21 protein-coding genes and 1 pseudogene are annotated in these 18,475 nt (G+C 44.2%); 7 read left to right on the plus strand and 15 right to left on the minus strand.

Annotated elements, in window-relative coordinates; translation table 11 throughout:
* Window positions 1-102 precede the first annotated feature (102 nt).
* The 4 genes and pseudogenes from H6G17_RS03770 to H6G17_RS03785 all read right to left on the minus strand — a co-directional run.
* Window positions 103-828: pseudogene (locus H6G17_RS03770) on the minus strand (molybdopterin-dependent oxidoreductase); the annotation flags it as partial.
* A 278-nt stretch (window positions 829-1,106) separates the two neighbouring features.
* Window positions 1,107-2,036: an LD-carboxypeptidase gene (locus tag H6G17_RS03775; protein WP_192154307.1), complete on the minus strand. Its 930-nt coding sequence runs from the start codon at window positions 2,034-2,036 to the stop codon at window positions 1,107-1,109.
* A 90-nt stretch (window positions 2,037-2,126) separates the two neighbouring features.
* Window positions 2,127-3,197, minus strand: a complete 1,071-nt coding sequence (locus H6G17_RS03780; RefSeq protein WP_192154309.1) for a glycosyltransferase family 4 protein — start codon at window positions 3,195-3,197, stop codon at window positions 2,127-2,129.
* A 116-nt stretch (window positions 3,198-3,313) separates the two neighbouring features.
* Window positions 3,314-4,387 (minus strand): DMT family transporter, encoded by a 1,074-nt coding sequence (locus tag H6G17_RS03785; protein WP_192154311.1) that lies wholly within the window; start codon window positions 4,385-4,387, stop codon window positions 3,314-3,316.
* A 155-nt stretch (window positions 4,388-4,542) separates the two neighbouring features.
* Between H6G17_RS03785 and sppA the strand changes: the two genes are divergently transcribed.
* Window positions 4,543-5,364: a signal peptide peptidase SppA gene (gene sppA / locus H6G17_RS03790; protein WP_015153997.1), complete on the plus strand. Its 822-nt coding sequence runs from the start codon at window positions 4,543-4,545 to the stop codon at window positions 5,362-5,364.
* Window positions 5,365-5,504: 140 nt separating this feature from the next.
* Window positions 5,505-5,921, plus strand: a complete 417-nt coding sequence (gene aroH, locus H6G17_RS03795) for a chorismate mutase (protein ID WP_192154313.1) — start codon at window positions 5,505-5,507, stop codon at window positions 5,919-5,921.
* A gap of 11 nt (window positions 5,922-5,932) precedes the next feature.
* Here aroH and H6G17_RS03800 read toward each other — a convergent pair whose 3' ends face one another.
* Window positions 5,933-7,162 carry a M20 family metallopeptidase gene (locus H6G17_RS03800; protein ID WP_192154315.1) on the minus strand — a complete coding sequence of 410 codons (1,230 nt, stop codon included), beginning with the start codon at window positions 7,160-7,162 and terminating at the stop codon, window positions 5,933-5,935.
* A gap of 497 nt (window positions 7,163-7,659) precedes the next feature.
* On the opposite strand from H6G17_RS03800, the gene H6G17_RS03805 reads away from it, so the two are divergent.
* The gene (locus H6G17_RS03805; protein WP_192154317.1) at window positions 7,660-8,193 is read left to right on the plus strand and encodes a hypothetical protein; all 534 of its coding nucleotides are present in this window, start codon (window positions 7,660-7,662) and stop codon (window positions 8,191-8,193) included.
* A 2-nt stretch (window positions 8,194-8,195) separates the two neighbouring features.
* On the opposite strand, the gene H6G17_RS03810 is transcribed toward H6G17_RS03805, so the two are convergent.
* The 3 genes from H6G17_RS03810 to xdhA form a co-directional block, all read right to left on the minus strand.
* Window positions 8,196-8,837: a Uma2 family endonuclease gene (locus H6G17_RS03810; RefSeq protein ID WP_192154318.1), complete on the minus strand. Its 642-nt coding sequence runs from the start codon at window positions 8,835-8,837 to the stop codon at window positions 8,196-8,198.
* A 22-nt stretch (window positions 8,838-8,859) separates the two neighbouring features.
* Window positions 8,860-11,202, minus strand: coding sequence for a xanthine dehydrogenase molybdopterin binding subunit (gene xdhB, locus H6G17_RS03815; protein WP_192154320.1), 2,343 nt, complete (start codon window positions 11,200-11,202; stop codon window positions 8,860-8,862).
* A 116-nt stretch (window positions 11,203-11,318) separates the two neighbouring features.
* The gene (gene xdhA / locus H6G17_RS03820) at window positions 11,319-12,731 is read right to left on the minus strand and encodes a xanthine dehydrogenase small subunit (RefSeq protein ID WP_192154322.1); all 1,413 of its coding nucleotides are present in this window, start codon (window positions 12,729-12,731) and stop codon (window positions 11,319-11,321) included.
* A 326-nt stretch (window positions 12,732-13,057) separates the two neighbouring features.
* Here xdhA and psaI point away from each other — a divergent pair, with 326 nt between their 5' ends.
* Complete coding sequence (gene psaI, locus H6G17_RS03825) at window positions 13,058-13,177, plus strand: photosystem I reaction center subunit VIII (RefSeq protein ID WP_192154324.1); 120 nt, start codon at window positions 13,058-13,060, stop codon at window positions 13,175-13,177.
* 248 nt (window positions 13,178-13,425) lie between these two features.
* On the opposite strand, the gene H6G17_RS33880 is transcribed toward psaI, so the two are convergent.
* The 6 genes from H6G17_RS33880 to H6G17_RS03855 all read right to left on the minus strand — a co-directional run bounded on the left by H6G17_RS33880 (window position 13,426) and on the right by H6G17_RS03855 (window position 15,898).
* Window positions 13,426-13,545, minus strand: a complete 120-nt coding sequence (locus H6G17_RS33880) for a photosystem II reaction center protein J (RefSeq protein ID WP_015154004.1) — start codon at window positions 13,543-13,545, stop codon at window positions 13,426-13,428.
* A 62-nt stretch (window positions 13,546-13,607) separates the two neighbouring features.
* Complete coding sequence (locus H6G17_RS03835) at window positions 13,608-13,733, minus strand: photosystem II reaction center protein L (protein ID WP_015154005.1); 126 nt, start codon at window positions 13,731-13,733, stop codon at window positions 13,608-13,610.
* 9 nt (window positions 13,734-13,742) lie between these two features.
* Window positions 13,743-13,877, minus strand: a complete 135-nt coding sequence (gene psbF, locus H6G17_RS03840; protein ID WP_015154006.1) for a cytochrome b559 subunit beta — start codon at window positions 13,875-13,877, stop codon at window positions 13,743-13,745.
* A 6-nt stretch (window positions 13,878-13,883) separates the two neighbouring features.
* A complete protein-coding gene (gene psbE / locus H6G17_RS03845; protein ID WP_039716502.1) occupies window positions 13,884-14,132 on the minus strand; it encodes a cytochrome b559 subunit alpha in 249 nt (82 codons plus the stop codon).
* 273 nt (window positions 14,133-14,405) lie between these two features.
* On the minus strand, window positions 14,406-15,410 hold the full coding sequence (locus tag H6G17_RS03850) for a photosynthesis system II assembly factor Ycf48 (protein ID WP_192154326.1): 1,005 nt from the start codon (window positions 15,408-15,410) through the stop codon (window positions 14,406-14,408).
* Between the two features lie 152 nt (window positions 15,411-15,562).
* Window positions 15,563-15,898, minus strand: a complete 336-nt coding sequence (locus H6G17_RS03855; RefSeq protein WP_192154328.1) for a rubredoxin — start codon at window positions 15,896-15,898, stop codon at window positions 15,563-15,565.
* A gap of 339 nt (window positions 15,899-16,237) precedes the next feature.
* Between H6G17_RS03855 and ndhC the strand changes: the two genes are divergently transcribed.
* From ndhC to H6G17_RS03870, 3 genes are read left to right on the plus strand one after another with little or no spacing between them, the layout of a single operon-like run.
* Entirely contained in the window at window positions 16,238-16,600 is a 363-nt protein-coding gene (gene ndhC, locus H6G17_RS03860; protein ID WP_015154010.1) for a photosynthetic/respiratory NAD(P)H-quinone oxidoreductase subunit C, read from the plus strand.
* A complete protein-coding gene (gene ndhK, locus H6G17_RS03865) occupies window positions 16,591-17,322 on the plus strand; it encodes a photosynthetic/respiratory NAD(P)H-quinone oxidoreductase subunit K (RefSeq protein ID WP_192154334.1) in 732 nt (243 codons plus the stop codon). The genes ndhC and ndhK overlap by 10 nt, the downstream gene beginning before the upstream one ends.
* Window positions 17,323-17,329: 7 nt before the next feature.
* Window positions 17,330-17,854, plus strand: a complete 525-nt coding sequence (locus tag H6G17_RS03870; protein ID WP_192154654.1) for an NAD(P)H-quinone oxidoreductase subunit J — start codon at window positions 17,330-17,332, stop codon at window positions 17,852-17,854.
* Between the two features lie 91 nt (window positions 17,855-17,945).
* Here the strand turns inward: H6G17_RS03870 and H6G17_RS03875 are convergent, their stop codons facing one another.
* A complete protein-coding gene (locus H6G17_RS03875) occupies window positions 17,946-18,425 on the minus strand; it encodes a GNAT family N-acetyltransferase (RefSeq protein ID WP_192154336.1) in 480 nt (159 codons plus the stop codon).
* Between the last annotated feature and the right edge of the window lie 50 nt (window positions 18,426-18,475).

Genomic DNA, 18,475 nt, shown 5'->3' on the forward strand with positions numbered 1-18,475 from the left:
TTCGCTACCACGACAACTGGTTGCGAAATTTTCTGATTGCCTCGTCCCTGAATGGTCGTGGAACCGGAAAACCGGTCAAACACAAACTAGAGTAGAACCAGTCACGTGCATCATTCCCAAAGCCAAAGCCCCATCCGTACCTGGACGCAAGGAAATATGCCAGTCTGACTGATTTGCAGTACGAGTGCGCACCGGGTCAATTGAGACTAATTTTGCCCCGTTTTTACGTGCCTCTTGAATAAATGACCATAAATGTACGTTAGTGCTGAGAGCGTTACAGCCCCAAAGAATAATGTATTTAGAATGCTTGAATGTATCGGGGTCAGTACCGTGAGTTAGTCCGCAAGTCATCATGTAAGCGGTACTGGTGCAGGAAGCGCAGAAGGTACGTTCGCTAATAGTTGCACCCAAGCGATTGAAGAAAGCATCACCCACAGTTAAGCCATTCAGCAAACCTTCATGTCCGAGATAGCTACAGGGCATAATTGCCTCAGCCCCATATTCGTCAATAATTTGCCCAAAGCGGCTGGCAATCTCATCTAAAGCATCATCCCAAGAAATGCGCTCGAACTGTCTGCTACCTTTCGCACCGACGCGCCGCATCGGATAGAGAATGCGATCGCTACTATAAACTCGATCTAGATAATCGCTCACTTTGCCGCAGAGCGTACCACGGGTAAAGGGATGGTCTGGGTTTCCTTCTACCTTAGTAGCGCGACCGTCTTCAACTGTCACCAACATCGCGCAAGTATCGGGACAATCGTGGGGACAAGCACCAAATACTACTGATTTTTCATTGGCTAACTTCTCACTGGCAGTACTAACCATAGATCTATCTCTGCTAGAGCGAATGTTTAATACAGGAGTTACGCACTTGAAAGCTAAGATCTCGATCCCCCCTGGTTCCCCCCTTAGAAAGGGGGGACTCAAAGCCCCCTTAGAAAGGGGGTTGGGGGATCGACTGCGTAAGTCCTGTAATATTTAAAGATCGAATCAGTAATTGTGTCGCGTTATTTGTAAGCAAATTTACAGTTACTTGCTTGTCTGATGGATTCTTGACAAATTTAGAATGGTAATTGGTGATTGGTAATTGGCGAGAGGTATTTTCACGCACCACTCTCCACTGTCAACTGACCCTTATCTGCATCTAAAGTTGCAGAGACACCAACTGGTAAAGCGGCGTTGCAACCATCGTGACCGAAGGGTAAATCTGAAACTATGGGAAGATTTAAATCCCCTAAGCGATCGCATAATACTTCTTCTATAGTTAAGCTGGAAATATTTGCTGGTGCTTCGCAACGGCTAAAACGTCCTAAAGCAATAGCTTTAACTTTAGTAAATGCACCGCTCAAACGCCATTGTGTCAACAGGCGATCGATCCGATACGGTGCTTCGGTAACATCTTCTAAGGCAAGAATAACATCATCAAAATTTGGTTGAATCGACGTACCCAGGAGATGAGTCGCAACAGTCAGATTTGCTGGTAGCAGCACACCCGTCACCACGCCACCACCCCAACCCGTACCCTGGAGAGGCAGTAGGGGACGACCTTCTACCCAATCAAATAATCTTTGTATAGACCAATCTGGTTCTCCTGCTAGCGTCGTCAATACAGGTGCATGAACTCCTGAAATTCCTTCTTTGCAGAGACTCCAGAGTAAAGCGGTAATGTCGGAAAAACCGATCAGCCATTTGGGTAATGATGTAGGGGCGCACAGCTGTGCGCCCCTACCAACCGTCCACGTCCAATCTTCCAAAATCCTCATTCCACCATAGCCACCCCTTGCGCAGAGAATACCGCGACATTCGGGATCTTGCCATGCATCGAGGAGTTGTTGGCGACGGCTTGCATCGGTTCCGGCTAAATATCCAAAAGTGTCGCCGATTATAGGACTAACTTTAACTTGATAACCACGCGATCGCCATATTTCTACACCCCGTTCAAATGCTACCATTTCTCTTAAAGCACCACTAGGGGCAATGACTTTTAATAAATCTCCTGGTTTTAATGGTGATGGTGGTTGGCAAATAGGCATTGCTGCATATAACGAAACTGTAGTTAGCGTAAAATATAGCTGGGAGGGATGCGATCGGGTAAATAACTAAGACAGATTTAATGGGAAGAATTATAACTGCAAAATCTCTCTAAACCACTGCTCAAACCGATCGCCTAACGCCTCTAAAGAAAATTCAGCTTCGGCTTGTTGACGACAGGTATAGCGATTAATTTCATCTAAACGCGCGATCGCATTTACCAAACCCTCTACACTATCTGGTTCGACTAAAAACCCCGTCTTCCCATCTTGAATAATTTCGGCGGGTCCCCCACGGCGATATGATATAACTGGTACGCCACAAGCTAAGGCTTCAATTGCTACATTACCAAATGCTTCTATCCAGCGGGGAGTCATTAACATTGCCCGACACTGACGCAATTCTTGCTGCATTTTTGCTGTCGAAAGAAACCCTAAATACTCAAAAGGTGCATCGGGATAAGTTTGACAAATTTGCTGCCAATAGTCTTCATCTTGAATTTTCCCCATAACTTTTAAGGGGATTTTAGCAATTTGAGCTGCGGCGATCGCATCTTCTAAACCTTTTTCTGGGGCAATTCTCGCTAGCCAAGCTAATTGGTTTTGGGGTTGAGGACAAAACTCGTATAAAGATAAATCTATACCGCTACTGAGATAATATATAGGCGCATCACTCGCCCCTACAAAAGAGAATGTTTCTCCTTGAGAAGGAGTGTAGAAACCAATCGTCCTTGGAAATTGCTCTGCAACTCGTGCCACAATTTCATCCATTGCAGCATAAATCGAACCCATACTGACGAAATGAGCAATGGGAGTTTTAAAAAATGATGTGAGATAAAATGGCAACCAATCGTAAGCAAAATTGACAATTAAATCGTACTCATTCTCTACTTGTCTTGCATATTCACACATATTCGCCAAGACAGAATTTTCCGGCATAGTAATGGGTGCATTTCTTTCCTGGTTCTGGGCAATAACTTGTAGATTACCAGGAATTTCTACAATTGGCATCGACTCAAGTTTCGACCCTTGGGGGGCAAGAATTTGCAGCGTATGCCCCCGCTTTATCATTTCTTGAGCGATATTGTACAGGCTTAATTCTACTCCACCTCCCAATCCTGTGCCGAGGGGTCCCACGGAAGTAGAGATAAATAATAGTTTCAATGGTAGTTGGTAGTTGGTAGTTGGTCATGAGTGAATAGCGCATAGCAGAGATTGTCTCTACATCCTTCTGACTCCTGACTCCTCAGTTTTAACTGTTGACTTTTAGCTTTTGACTTTCATAACTCTGATTCTTTCATAGGAACAGGTACGGACTTTGCTGTTTCCAAAACTTTTTCCGATTCGGATAGATGTGACTCTTTGGCTGTAGATTTCTGAAACAATTGTTCTAATTTCTCTCGCTGATTGACGAGATAAATACTAACTAAGGTGAGAGAAACGCCCGTCCACTGGATGGGGCTGAGAACTTCGGAGAGAATTAAGCTACTAAATAAGAGGGCAAATACAGGCGTGAGAAAGGTAAGGGCGCTAAGACTGGTAAGGTTACCGCTAGAGGCAAAGTAGAAGAATAACCCATAGGCGATCGCACTACCAAAAATCGTGGCATAACTTAGCGATATCCACCCAGATAAACTAATATCTGCCCATTGCCCAGCCTCTAACCCCGCAGAAAGAGCAAATAAGGGAATTCCACCAATAATCATATGCCATCCCGTTGCTGACACTGGATCGGCATGGCGACAGACGTAACGAATCATTACCGTACCAACAGCCATTGATAGGGCTGCGAGTAACATCAGCCATTCGCCGCTTTGGAAGAGGGCGTTTATTGTCGTCGTAGGGGCGCACAGCTGTGCGCCCGTACAGGAATAAGAAATCTCGCCAGAAAATAGGTTGAGAATTAAATCGTCTGGTAAGCCAATTAAACTAATCCCCAGTACGCCAAACATCAATCCCAGCCATCCCCATAAACCGATTCGTTCGCCAAATAACCAACTCGACATTAAAGCCACAGCTAGAGGCTGGGAGTCAATCATGACCGATCCTAAGCCCGCCCCAGTTCTAACTAAACCTTCTGCCAAAAAGCCTTGAAACAGCGATCCATCAATTAAGGCAAATACACTAATCCACAACCACGCCGCCCATCCTTTAGGCTGAGGTCTACCCATCGCCATTGCTGCACCTAATACCAATACGCCAGCAGGTAACAGCCTTACTCCTGCCATGAATAAAGGTGTCGTATGGGGGATAACGCCTTTCATTGCTACCATTGCTGTTCCCCAGAGGAAAAAGGGTGCAATTAATAGTACGGAGGCAAAGGGTAATCTTGATTCAGTCAGTTTCAGATGCATGGGGTGGCTGACAGGGGAGAAGATGACATTTCTCCGATCTTAATCGATTATGTATTTTTGTGAAGCGATCGCCACGCACTGTAACAGAAATCTACAGAGAAAAAATGTTCTATGCTTAAAGTCTAAATTGAGTTACGTCTGGTATATAACTGTACATGCTACGGCTGTTTAAAACCCCTTTTCGCAAACAAATTGCACGGCTAGAAATTACTGGGGCGATCGCGAGTGCGACGCGCAAAAGAGTTCTAGAAGCCCTCAAAACTGTAGAAGAAAGACGCTTTCCCGCCTTACTACTCCGCATTGATAGCCCTGGCGGTACGGTAGGAGACTCTCAGGAAATCTATAGTGCTTTAAAACGACTGCGAGAAAAAATCAAAATTGTTGCCAGTTTTGGTAATATCTCTGCTTCTGGCGGTGTCTATATTGGCATGGGAGCCAGTCATATTGTGGCAAACCCAGGTACGATTACGGGTAGTATTGGGGTAATTCTGCGGGGTAACAACCTAGAACGCTTGCTAGATAAGATTGGTGTTTCGTTCAAAACGATCAAATCCGGTCCCTATAAAGATATTTTGGCTTTCGATCGCGAATTGACAGAACCAGAACAACATATTTTGCAAGAATTGATCGATACCAGCTATCGGCAATTCGTTCAATCTGTGGCTGAAGGGCGCAATTTGACAGAAGAGGCTGTCAGAAGCTTTGCTGACGGACGCATTTTCACCGGACAGCAAGCTTTAGAATTAGGCGTTGTGGATCGGTTGGGAACTGAAGAAGATGCCCGTCGTTGGGCAGCAGAATTAGTCGGACTCGATCCTGAAAAAACCAAGTGTTTCACTCTAGAAGAACGCAAGCCACCATTGCAGCGATTGCTTTCTAGGGAGTCTACGGTAGCATCTGGTTTATTAACTGGGGTAGATTGGTTAGAGTTTGAGCTATCTACCAGCGGCTTACCTTTGTGGCTATATCGTCCGTAATTGAGATGATTTTGGCTGATTCTAGATCCTAGTGGCTAGCGACTAGTGACTAGATCGGAATAAGAATCTAGCCACCAACCACTAGCCACTCATCAACACAAACAACTATTTGGTTAATTTAATTTAAGGAGGAATTGAGCGTGGAGTGGCGATTAAAAGCAATTCGTGGGGCAACAACCGTTACAGAAAATACGGTGCAGGCAATTGACGAAGCCGTGACAGAAATGTTAGACGAGTTGGAGATGAAGAATCAGCTAGATCCGACTCAAATTGTCAGCGTCACTTTTACTGTCACTCGCGACCTCGATGCCATTTTTCCCGCTGCGATCGCCCGCAAGCGCCCTTTCTGGGACTGTGTAGCCATGCTTGACGTACAGCAGATGCATGTAGAAGGTAGTTTAGAACGTTGCATCCGCTGCTTAATCCACGCAAATCTTCCTGCTAATCAAGTCCAGGTTTGGCATCCTTATTTACGCAAAGCAAAGAATTTACGCCCCGATTGGAGTTCTCCCCAACGACTCGTACAACCGGAATCGGTGCAGTCTCATTTAAGGTGAAAAGACAGCTTTCAACTGCAAAATTTTTCCACGCAACGTACAAAGATTTCTACTCCCATACCCAAAGCAGTTTCATCAAAATCAAATCGCGGGTGATGGTGAGGATAAGCTAAGTTTCTGCTAAGATTAGCAGCACCTAAAAAGAAGTAACACCCTGGAACTTCCTGTAGGAAAAATGACATATCTTCACCACCCATTGTCTGACATTCCGGCACAATTCCAAGGGGCGTTTCTACAACTTTTTCAGCTTGCGATCGCACCAAATTCGCTATTTCTGAATTATTGATGACAGGCGGATACAATTGCCAGTAATCTAACTCATATGTCGCACCTTGACTTTGACAAACACCTGCAACAATTTGTTCAAATCGTTGACCAAAATAGCCATCATATTTAGGATTAAAATAACGAATTGTGCCACTCAGATGGGCTGAATCTGCAATTACGTTATGGGCAGAACCAGCATGAAATTCTCCTACTGTGACGACAGCAGAATCAATTGGATCGACATTTCGTGCCACAATTGTTTGTAAGGCATTCACAACTTGACTGGCGACGAGAATTGCATCTACTGTTTGATGCGGCATTGCACCATGTCCGCCTTTCCCCTTAATTTTGAGATCGAATAGTTCTACCGCCGCCATTAGCGCGCCGCTTCTTACTCCAACCGTACCCAAAGGTAAGTTATTCCACAGATGCAAACCGATAATTGCATCGACATCGGGATTTTTCAACACTCCCGCTTCAATCATAGGTTTTGCGCCGCCTGGTCCTTCTTCTGCTGGTTGAAAGATAATTTTTACAGTACCCGCAAAATCTTCTTGGTGCTGAGAAAGATAGTATGCTGTCCCTAATGCGATCGCGGTATGTCCGTCATGTCCGCAAGCGTGCATTACACCATCATGTTGCGACTTATAAGGCACGTCATTTTGTTCTTGGATGGGTAAGGCATCCATATCGGCGCGAATGGCTAGTAGGGGCGCACAGCTGTGCGCCCCTACAGGTTTTTTACCCTTGATTGTAGCTACGATGCCTGTTTTGGCTATTCCCGTTTGATGGTCGATGCCCCATTCTTGCAACTTTTGGGTAATAAATTCAGATGTGAGGTGTTCCCTAAATCCTAATTCTGGACGTTGATGCAGCCGCCGCCGCCATTCTACCAATTGCGCTTGCAATGCTTGAATATCCGAACGAATACGAGAGCGATCGACTGTGAGAGGATTTAAGGAAGTAGAAACCATGCTGAGTAAATAATCTTTTGGGGCAGAATTGCTGACATACCTATACTCAGTTTAAGGTGCTAGAGAGAAATCTGCATCCTGATAGTTAAGTAGTGCGATCGCGCCTTGTATTTAAGGCAGATATTTAATGCAGATACATGTATATAAGTAGTTAAGTTATTTTAGATCTCGTTTCAACTTATCTGATTTACAGCACGATGGCTTACATTGAAGTTCTTGAACAAAGCACAAATAAACTGATTTTTTGTTCTCAAGAACCAATCTGGCGGGCAGTAACGATTAGTGTGTTTTTCTTAATAGGTGGGATTTACTCCTGCTTGCTTGGTTTATTTCTTGTCAAGGATAAACATATTTCTTTAATCTTTTTAAGTATAATTTTAGAATTTCTATTTTCTATTTTTACTCTGTATTTTATCAGACGAAGTTTTGAAGTGACTCCCTGTACTTTTGACAAATCTAAAAATTGTATCTATCTACAAAAAGATGCTCGATTAAGAATGTCAAAAACACAAATAATTGAGGTTCCTTTAGAGCTAATTTTAGGAATTGAGATTGAAACTGCTAGTGGAAATGCAGCAGATTCAGAAATAAGTTACTATCCCAGGTTGATTTTGAAATCAATTTATTGGTGTATTTATCTCAGCGGATTTAATGGTGAATATCAGAATGCTATAGATTTCGCAACAGCAGTTGCTAATTTCCTCAACATACCTTATTTCTTAGTGCGATCGCCAGCACCTAGTCCAACTTTACCTCAGCAAATTTTAGAAAAAGTAGACTCAGAACTATTTTCATGGCGCTATTTACAAGAAGAAGAAATCGATCGCTTGCGACAGCACTTAAATTTATATCCTGATGATGCAGAAGCTCATCTTAGCTTAGGTTATCTACGCTACTATATTAATAAATGGCTGAATCGAAAAAAGGCAATCATCCATTTACAACAAGCAGAAAAATTATTTGAAATTCAGCACAATAGCGATCGTGCTGTTATTGCCAAGGCACTGAAAGCATATATAAGCTGGAATTAAAGCTAGTTTTGACCAAATTGCGATCGCAGTCTTTGGCGAAAATCTTTTGCTGCGGCTAAAGGGTTGGAGTTACTAAGACATTCAGCCAATAAACTAATATCTAAATTTGGTAATATTTCACTTCGTTCTATTCTTTCATAACCAAAATTTTGCTGAAACCGATCGGGCGTTTCTTCACGTAAGTAATAAAGATAGAAATTTTCATTTTGCCAAAACCAAACTTCTCGCACGCCCAATCGCCGATAAAGTTCTAATTTATTAATTCCACCGCCAGTTACTACTACTTCAATAGCTAAATCAGGAAAATCTTTTTCAGTAGCAATACAATAACTTTCATCTGGTTCTGCCCCTGCTTGGCTTTCTTCCTTGCGAAAAGTCGTAGAACCCGTGGGAAAGTACTCTGTATCAGTTTCTAAAAAGTAAATTAGTAGTAAATCTCCAATGCGAGTTTTTCCCTTTTCATGACGGCGACTGGGCGACACAATTTCTAAAACTCCATCTAAATAAGCAACCCGATAGCCAGAATTATCGCCTAAATCGGCGACTAAGGCTTCGTAATGATGCCAACTCACTCCAGTAACAATCCGTTTTTCTTCTGGATCGTCAGCCTGTAGACGTTGAGTTAAATCGTTGAGTAACACCATAGTTGAAAGTCAAAATTCAATCCTAACCCGAAACAGGCTGCGGTTCCCCCACTGCCTCCACAGCAACCGCAGTGCGATCGCGGACGTATTCAACTGCCCATAAAATAGCTTCAGGAGTTGCAGGAGAAGCCAGAGGAACGCAATCAGTATTCCCAAACGCCGCCACTGCTGCCCGAATCGCCTCCCGTACCGAAAGCGCCAACATTAACGGAGGTTCGCCGACAGCTTTACTACCATAAATTACTCCATCTTGAGCTGCCCGTTCTAGCAAATGTAAATTGAAATCTTCCGGTATTTCCCCAATTGTTGGGATTTTATACGTACTCGGTGCATAAGTGCGAATGCGTCCTTTCTCATCCCACACCAACTCTTCCATCGTCAGCCAACCCATTCCCTGCACGAAACCGCCTTCAATTTGTCCGCGATCGACCAGAGGATTTAAAGATTCTCCCACATCATGCACGATGTCAACTTGTCGTAACTTAAAGTTACCTGTAAAGCCATCTACCTCAACTTCACTTACCGCCGCCCCATATGCAAAATAATAAAACGGTCTGCCTTTACCCGTCGCATCATCCCAATAGATGTTGGGAGTGCGATAATATCCTGTAGCAGCAAGACTAATGCGATCGCCATACGCTTGTTTTGTCACTTCTTCAAAATGAACTCGCGCTGAAGGGTAAGTGCGACAATAAATCCAATCGTCAGCAAATACCATCTCTTCGGGTGTATCCAACTTTAATAACCCAGCCGCCACCACAGCCAGCCGAGATTTCAGCGTTTCGCAAGCATCTTTCACCGCTTGTCCGTTTAAGTCTGCACCGCTAGAAGCAGCCGTAGCAGAGGTATTCGGTACTTTTTCCGTACTCGTAGGCATGATCCGCAAGCGTTCGATCTTTACCCCTAACGTTTGGGCGGCGACTTGCAACATTTTAGTATGCAATCCCTGCCCCATTTCCGTACCACCGTGATTCAGTTGAATGCTACCGTCGGTGTAGATAAGGACTAATGCGCCTGCTTGGTTGTATTGCGTTTTATTAAAGGAAATCCCGAATTTTACCGGAGTAATTGCCAATCCGCGTTTTTTATAGGCACTAGCTTGGTTATACTGCGCGATCGCCTCTCTACGTGCGGTAAAATTCGAGCTATCTTTTACCTGTTGCCAAACTTTAGTAATGCGGTTATCAAAAATTTCTTGGTCGTAATGAGTGGTATTCGTTTCCCCTTCACCGTGGTAGAAATTGCGTTCTCTTACCACTTCCGGCGGTAAACCCAAATACCGCGCTACCCGATCCATAATATCCTCAATAACTACCATGCCTTGGGGACCGCCAAAGCCTCGAAATGCCGTATTAGAAACTTTATTAGTTTTGGCAATTTGTCCTTTTACTGCTAAATGGGGAATGTAATAAGCATTATCTACGTGTAACATTGCCCGCAAAAGTACGGGAGGAGATAAATCCAAACTCCAGCCACCATCGGCGTATAAATCTACATCCAAAGCAACGATTTTGCCCTCATTGGTAAAACCAACTTTATACTGTCCTAAAAATCCGTGACGCTTGCCCGTCAAAATCATATCGTGGTGACGTTTTAATTTTACCCGCGCCGGACGACCTGTTTTATATGCTGCGATCGCGGCTACACCTGCGAATGGATTTGCCTGCGATTCTTTTCCGCCAAATCCGCCACCCATTCTGATACAAGTGACGACAACTTGATTTTTAGTAATTCCCAACACGCGGGAAACAACAATTTGTGTTTCTGTGGGATGCTGGGTAGAAGCATAAACTTGATAATTACCTTCCCCATCTGGTATGACCCAACTCGCATGGGTTTCCAGGTAGAAATGATCCTGACCGTTCATTGCCATTTCACCTTCAAGATAGGAATCTACCTGCTGTAAAGCTGTTGCCGGATCGCCCCGCTTGATAACTCTCGGTTTAAGATGAAAGCTATGTGCTGCGATCGCGTCTTTTATCGTCAGAATTGGTTCTAGTGGTTCGTATTCGACGACAATCTTTTCTGCACCCAGTCTTGCAGCTTCATCGGTTTCTCCTGCTACCCAAACTACTGCTTGTCCGTAGTAACTAATTTCCGCGTCGGGAAGCAAGATTTCATCGTAGACAATTGTTCCAGTATCGTTTACGCCTGGTACATCTGCGGCTGTGATGACTGTGACGACACCATCGATTTCGTATGCGCCAGCAGGATCGATTTTTGTAATTCGTGCCTTTGCGTGGGGAGATAGTACGGGGTAGAGGGAAAGCATCCCTGCTGGTAAGCGTTGGTCATCAGTATAAATTGCTTTGCCGCTGACGTGTCCGGCGGCGCTTTCGTGGCTTCTTGTTTTCCCTACTGTCATCTCGTCCCTCTCAAGGTTATGTGATTTTGGTCGCGCAAAGACGCAGAGGCGTAAAGATAAGGAAGTCAAAAGCTAAAAGTTAAAAGTCAAAATCACTAACAACTACCCATTACCCATTACCCATTACCAATTTCCACAAAAAACTTCTCAAACAAGTTGGCAACCAACATCTTGCGATATTCGGCGCTACCTCGCAAATCTGTCAACGGCGTAAAGGCTTGTTTCAATTCTTGTTTTGCTTGTTTTACCGTCTCAGCATTCCAAGGTTTGCCAATTAACGTTGATTCTACTGCTATTGCCCTGGCTGGTGTTGCAGCAACTCCGCCATATGCGAGTCTGGCGTGTTCGATTTGGTTGCGATCGCCTAGATCGATTGTAAATGCAGCTGCGACAATACTAATATCGTCCGTGCCGCGTTTGCCTACTTTATAAGACTGACTCAAGCGGCGAGTCGCACCAGGTGTAATGTTTTTGGGAATTTGAACGGAGACGATGACTTCTCCTGGCTGCAAATCTGTTTTTCTGTAACCTTTGAAGAAATCTGCTAAGGGAAGAATTCTTTCACCTCCACTCCCAGTTATACGTAATTGGGCATCTAAAGCGAGTAATACTGGAGGCAAGTCGCCAATTGGTGAAGCTGTACCGATATTACCTCCTAGTGTGGCTCGATTTCTGATTTGACGTGCCGCAAACCAATGCAGCATCTCATCCATTGCTGGAAAGACACCGCGCAAGTTATCTTCAATCTGACTCAACGGCACTGCTGCCCCAATTTCCACCAATTCTGGTATATTTGTCAGAGTTTTCAATTCTGCTACCGCTTCTAAGGAAATCAGCACTGGAAACTTTTTGCTATGGTGGCTCATTTCCAGTCCTAAATCTGTTGCCCCTGCGACTAAGATAGCGTCAGAATACTGTTGCAGTAATTCTAAAACTGTCTGTAACTGCGTCGGGCGATAAAATTTTTGGTTCTCACAACTGTAGCTAATTTGACTGACTTGAGTTGTTGCTTGTGCTAGTTTCTGACTGAAACAATCGCTGGGTGGCTGCATTTGCATGACTTGTTGGGCAGCACGGCGAATTGACAAATATCCCGTACAACGGCATAAATTCCCCTCTATGACTAGATCGTCAACTTGGCGATCGTAGTAGGCAGCGAACATACTCATAATAAAGCCAGGGGTGCAGTAGCCACACTGAGAACCACCCGTTTCTACCATTGCGGCTTGGACTGGATGTAACTGTCCGTTGGCAACCCCTTCTACAGTAATAATTTCTCTTCCCGCTACTGCACCTAAGGGGATAAGACAGCTATTGACTGCTTGATAGTGGGGTTTTCCATCCGCGCCTTCGCCTACAATGGCAACAGTACAAGCCCCGCAGTCGCCATCGCCACACCCTTCTTTCGTACCAATGCGTCCGCTTTGTCGCAAGTACTCTAACAGCGTTGTCGTAGGTGAGACATCTTTCAGGCGGACTGTTTCGCCATTGATGGTTAAAATTAAGCGTTCTGGTGATAATTGCTGCACTTTCTAAATCCGCTTGTTAAAAAGTGACTTCGCGATCGATCTTAGACGAGTCAGCCACTGGGCTGCATAAAAGTGCTTGACCAATGCGATCGCGCTATCTAATTAAATTTATTTAAGTATACTGTATACAAAAAAATGCCAGAATAAAAGTATTCGGAAATACTTAAATGGGGAAATTGTGGCGATCGCGACCTCTAGTACTTTGCTGAGAGGCGCTTAATCCTACTTCACTATTGTTAAAAATTTTTAGAAAATGCCGCAGCGATCGCAAATTGCAGTAAATTCGTTTTTGGTTGTAGTCTTATATTCATAAGGAATCTAGCAATATGTTTTCAGCATCGTTTTTACCATCAATCCTAGTTCCGCTGACGGTTCTAGTATTTCCTTCCATAGCAATGGCTTTGTTGTTTCTCTACATTGAGCGTGAAGACCCCTCAGGGATCTAGAGAATTCGGAATGCCGAATTAACTCTGTTAACTAGGCAATGTTTCTGAATCCCTAACTAAAAAACCGCTTATCCAGTCTAGGTAAGCGGTTTTTTAGCATTATAGTCAATAACGGTAAACGCGAGCGCGAAAAACTTCAGCTAGCTATTTCAGCATTGCAAAGATCAAGCGATCGCTGAAAATCAGCCAAAAGCCTCGTATTTCAGCTTTTTGACCTTTGACTTTTGACTTTTAACTTTTGCAAGTTCTTACAACGAGGAACCTAAATGAGTGTAAGAACCGTAAAAGAATGTTCCAACAACGACAATCACGCCCAAACCAGCAATAGTTGCTACAACCCAAAGGGGTATTCTTCCACTTCCAGACACAGCTTTTTCTCCTACCTAAATTACACAGTTAGATAAATTAAAGACAACAGCCTTGAATCTAGTTAGTTGAAGAAATAACTAGAAAACAAAATGCCCAGCACGAATATTAGCAGCAAACCCAAGTATAGGGAAGTCCGGTTTAATTCTACAGGCTGGTTATTAGGGTTTTTCGATCTCTCTAATGGCATAAACTTCTCCTATCGCTGAATGAATTGCATAGAAGCGATCGCACCTAAGAAAAATACTGTTGGTACAGCTAAGGTGTGAACTGCTAGCCAGCGGACGGTAAAAATTGGATATTGAATTGGTTGATTGACTTGATTGGTATTCATTTCAAACTACTTTCCTATAAAGTCTTCGATTTGCTTTCTGCTTTCAAAGCGATCGCTCACGATTGGCAACTCTTGCCGTTCTTGAGGATAGTATTCGTTTGGTCGGGGTGTCCCAAATACATCATAGGCAAGACCAGTACTAACGAATAACCAGCCAGCGATAAACAAAGCTGGAATAGTAATACTGTGAATCACCCAGTAACGCACGCTGGTAATAATATCCGAAAACGGACGCTCACCTGTCGTTCCTGACATTTATCTTCCTCCATTAAGAACCATTACTTTCTTACTCATTATCATACGAAACCTTGACCAGTAGTTAGCGATTAGTCGGGAGTAAAGAATGGGTGTGAACATTTGATAATTAGTTGACAGTTGACAGCTATCTGTAGCCAGTGGCAAATAGGGTGTGGGGTGTGGGGTGTTAGGGAATTTTATATTTTGAATTTTGAATTGCTCCCTTGTCCCCCTTGTCTTCCCCCTCTTCCTTGTCTCCCTTGTCTCTTTCTTCCCGACTCTCCAAATACATCAAGCCGATTCTGCTTGACCTTGATAACGCAGCAAAATTCCGCGCTGACCGATAATAAATCCTTTCTCTGGAGAAAGAAAGACGATCTTGTAAAGATTTGAGGGAACTGATTCTATGCCTCGATCTTTTTGCCAAGTTTTCCCGCCATCTGGACTGCAAAGTAGATTACCACTGCCACCAGTCACCCAAATTTCTTCAGGTGTCCGATAAGCCAAATCTAGCAATCCCCAACTAGTAGATAACTCTGGATTTTGTACTTCTTCCCATTCTTCTGTATTATCTGCCTTAGTAAATTGCACTTGACCGCCTCGTGCCAGCATCCAGACACGCCCGTCTTTACCAAATCCCATATTTTGCAGGCGACGGGAACTATTCCGGTTATGACCTTGCCATGCCGTTTGACCTGGTTCCCAGGTTGAATAGAAATTCCCCTTAGCAGAAACAGCAATGTACTTACCATCTTCAGAACGTGCCACGTTTCGCAGCACGCCTACGGCTTCCTGTACCATTGCTTTCCAGTTTTTACCCCCGTCAGTAGTGCGGTAAATTGCCCCTACATCTGTAGTCATCTCCGCTGACTGTTGACCCAGCGCCACAATTGTGTTTGGGTTACCTGGTAGCTTTTCACTTAAAAGAATCCGCGACCAAGTTTCGCCACCATCATTTGTATGTAGCAGTAAAGATGGTTCGCCCACAATCCATCCTTCTTGACCGGAAAAGCTCACGGAAGACAGAATAAAGTTTTTGTCACCTAAATCCAAGCTCTTCTGCTGCCAGGTTTTGCCACCATCCTTAGTTTCAAATAAAGCAGATTTATTCCCTACTAACCAGCCATGTTGGGTATCTTCCGTAAAGCCAACATCTTGCAAGTTAACATCCGTTGGTAAAGTAACTACCTCCCAAGGATTGTAACTAGTAGAGGGAACGCTACTACAGCCGACGCACAGCAAGACGACTGCTACGAGGACAACAATCTTTTGCCAAAATTTTAACGGTGAAAACATGCTGATTTTACGTGCTCTACTTAAACAAATTGAATGTATTGTAAGAATATTTCAGTATGCCGATAGGTCGAATGAAAGCCTATCTACTTGTCAGCATACAGATAGATGGCTTTAGCGATCGCCGTCTGCACCAAGCTTGCCTGACAGCAGATTCACTGTAACCCATATAGGCTGAGAAAAAACAAGACGGCTAATGCTAAAGCACCGAAGATCAAAATGTTCTTCTGACCTGGAGTGAGCTGATTTACGCCAAGCCCGTAGCTGAGATTTTCCTTAAAGCCAGAGGCTTGTCCCACTGGACCAATGTTGGCAAATGCGTTTTTACGCGCTCCACAAACTGGACATCGCCAAGTAGAAGATAGTTCGGCAAATGGTATGCCAGGGGCAATATCGTGCTTATCATCGCCGCGATCGGGTTCGTACACATAGCCGCAAGCCCGACATTCATAGCGGTCTAGCGCTTGGGTATCAATAGCTGGTTCGCTCATAGTAAGGCAAATGAGAAAGTAGAGGCGCAAAACTTAAAATCATGTTAAAAATTATGACGCGAAATGACTTCTTCTACAAGGGGTAAGGGAGCAGTTATCAGTGACCAGTGACCAGTGACTGATTAACATGCACCACTCTCTGTTACAAATTCCGAATTTTCCTCACTCCTCGCTCCTCACTCCTCATCCCTAACTCATGCATAGATTTTTTCAATCACGAGTAGAACTGAATCGAATGATGTCAAGAGTTAGGTTTTGCTAGTGCGTGAAACCCAAATATATATAATATGTAAAGACAGATAACAAAACTATTGACTCTAGCAACGGTAATTATCCATCGTGTTTGTTCTTAGCGGCTACGAGTATTTACTAGGCTTCCTCTTAATCTGTAGTTTAGTTCCAGCGCTTGCCCTTTCTGCATCTAAGCTCCTCCGACCGAGCGGACGCAGCCCAGAACGCCGGACGACATACGAATCAGGCATGGAACCCATAGGCGGAGCCTGGATTCAGTTCAATATCCGCTACTATATGTTTGCGCTGGTCTTCGTGGTTTTTGATGTAGAGACAGTATTTCTCTATCCTTGGGCAGTTGCATTCCACAGCCTCGGTCTTTTGGCTTTTATTGAAGCCCTTATTTTCATTGCAATCTTAGTTGTTGCCCTTGTATATGCATGGCGTAAAGGAGCTTTGGAATGGTCTTAAATATCGATCCAGCCGGACAAAAAGAACGTATCATTAACCCAATCGAGCGCCCTTCAGTTACTCAAGAACTATCTGAGAACGTCATTCTCACTACAGTTGACGATCTCTATAACTGGTCTAGACTCTCTAGTTTGTGGCCTCTGTTGTTCGGTACGGCTTGTTGCTTTATCGAATTTGCAGCTTTGATTGGTTCGCGGTTTGACTTCGATCGCTTCGGACTCATCCCCCGTTCTAGCCCCCGTCAGGCTGACTTAATCATCACCGCTGGCACGATCACGATGAAGATGGCTCCGCAGTTGGTGCGGCTTTACGAGCAAATGCCTAATCCTAAGTATGTGATTGCTATGGGTGCTTGTACCATCACTGGTGGTATGTTTAGCGTGGATTCGCCTACTGCTGTACGGGGTGTCGATAAATTGATTCCTGTTGATGTTTACTTACCTGGCTGCCCTCCTCGCCCAGAAGCCATCATCGATGCCATCATCAAGTTACGCAAGAAAATTGCGAACGAGTCGATGCAAGAGCGGACTCCGATTAAGCAAACTCACCGCTATTACAGCACGACCCATAGCATGAAGGTTGTACCACCTATCAGCGATGGTAAATATTTACAGGTTGCTGCACGGCAAGCGCCGCCGAAGGAGCTGGCAGAGGCAATTGGTATGCCCATACCACCAGCCCTGCAATCAGCTGCCAAAAAAGAGGAGGTGAACCGTGGCTGAGGAAGAAATAAAAGAAGAGACTAAACCCGTACCTGCTGAACAAACAAAAATTGTTGAAGCTGGAAAGACTTCTAAGTGGTTGAAGGACAATGGCTTCGATCATGAAGTTATGGAGCCAGACCACTTAGGTGTGGAGATTATCAAAGTCGATCGCAATTTTCTCCTACCGATCGCCACAGCACTCTATGCTTATGGTTTTAACTATCTTCAGTGTCAGTGCGGCTACGATTCTGGTCCAGGACAAGATTTAGTCAGCATGTATCATTTAATCAAGCTGAGCGATAATGCTGACAGACCAGAGGAAGTGCGGATTAAAGTTTTTCTGCCTAGAGAAGACCCCCGCGTACCTTCGGTTTACTGGATTTGGAAAGCAGTAGACTGGCAAGAACGAGAATCGTACGATATGCTTGGCATCGTCTATGAAGGACATCCAAATTTGAAACGGCTGCTCATGCCTGAAGATTGGGTTGGTTTTCCCTTACGTAAAGATTATGTCTCCCCAGACTTCTACGAATTGCAGGATGCTTTTTAACAGTGACCAGTGACCAGTGACCAGTGACCAGTGACCAGAATAAACACCGATCGCTGATTTAGTTTTTGTAGAGACGTTACGTGTAACGTCTCTACAAATTTTTGACATAAATGCGATCGCAGCGTGCTGTTTCTACCCCTGTTGCAGGTTGGTAGCCACTGCTTTCGTATAGTTTGATGGCTTCTACTAAAACACTAGCGGTTTCGATCCATATTTGTCGAAATTCCTTAGCTGCGATCGCTTTTTCTAACTCTTGTAATAAAAATCTCCCCAAACCCAACCCTCTAGCTTGGGGTAGAAGATACATTTTTCTAATTTCTACAGCTTTCTCACCGCGATGGAAAGGATAGTAGCCAGCCGTTCCCACGATTTGACCTTGGGATTCTACTACCCAAAACTCACCACCGATGGCTAAATAATAATTTTCGACCTCCAACACATCTCGGTCAGCACCTACAGGTTCCCAATCCAAACTATATTCTGCCAACACAGAACCAATAACTGTCGCCACCAGATTGCGATCGCTTGTTTGCCAATCGCGAATGAGAAAATCTTTGTAAATAGCTTGCATAACTGGTAATGAGGAAGTCGGGGTCGAGAGTCGGGAATCGGGAGTAGCAA

This window comes from Chroococcidiopsis sp. [FACHB-1243] (genome assembly GCF_014696895.1).
Lineage (GTDB): Bacteria > Cyanobacteriota > Cyanobacteriia > Cyanobacteriales > Chroococcidiopsidaceae > Chroococcidiopsis.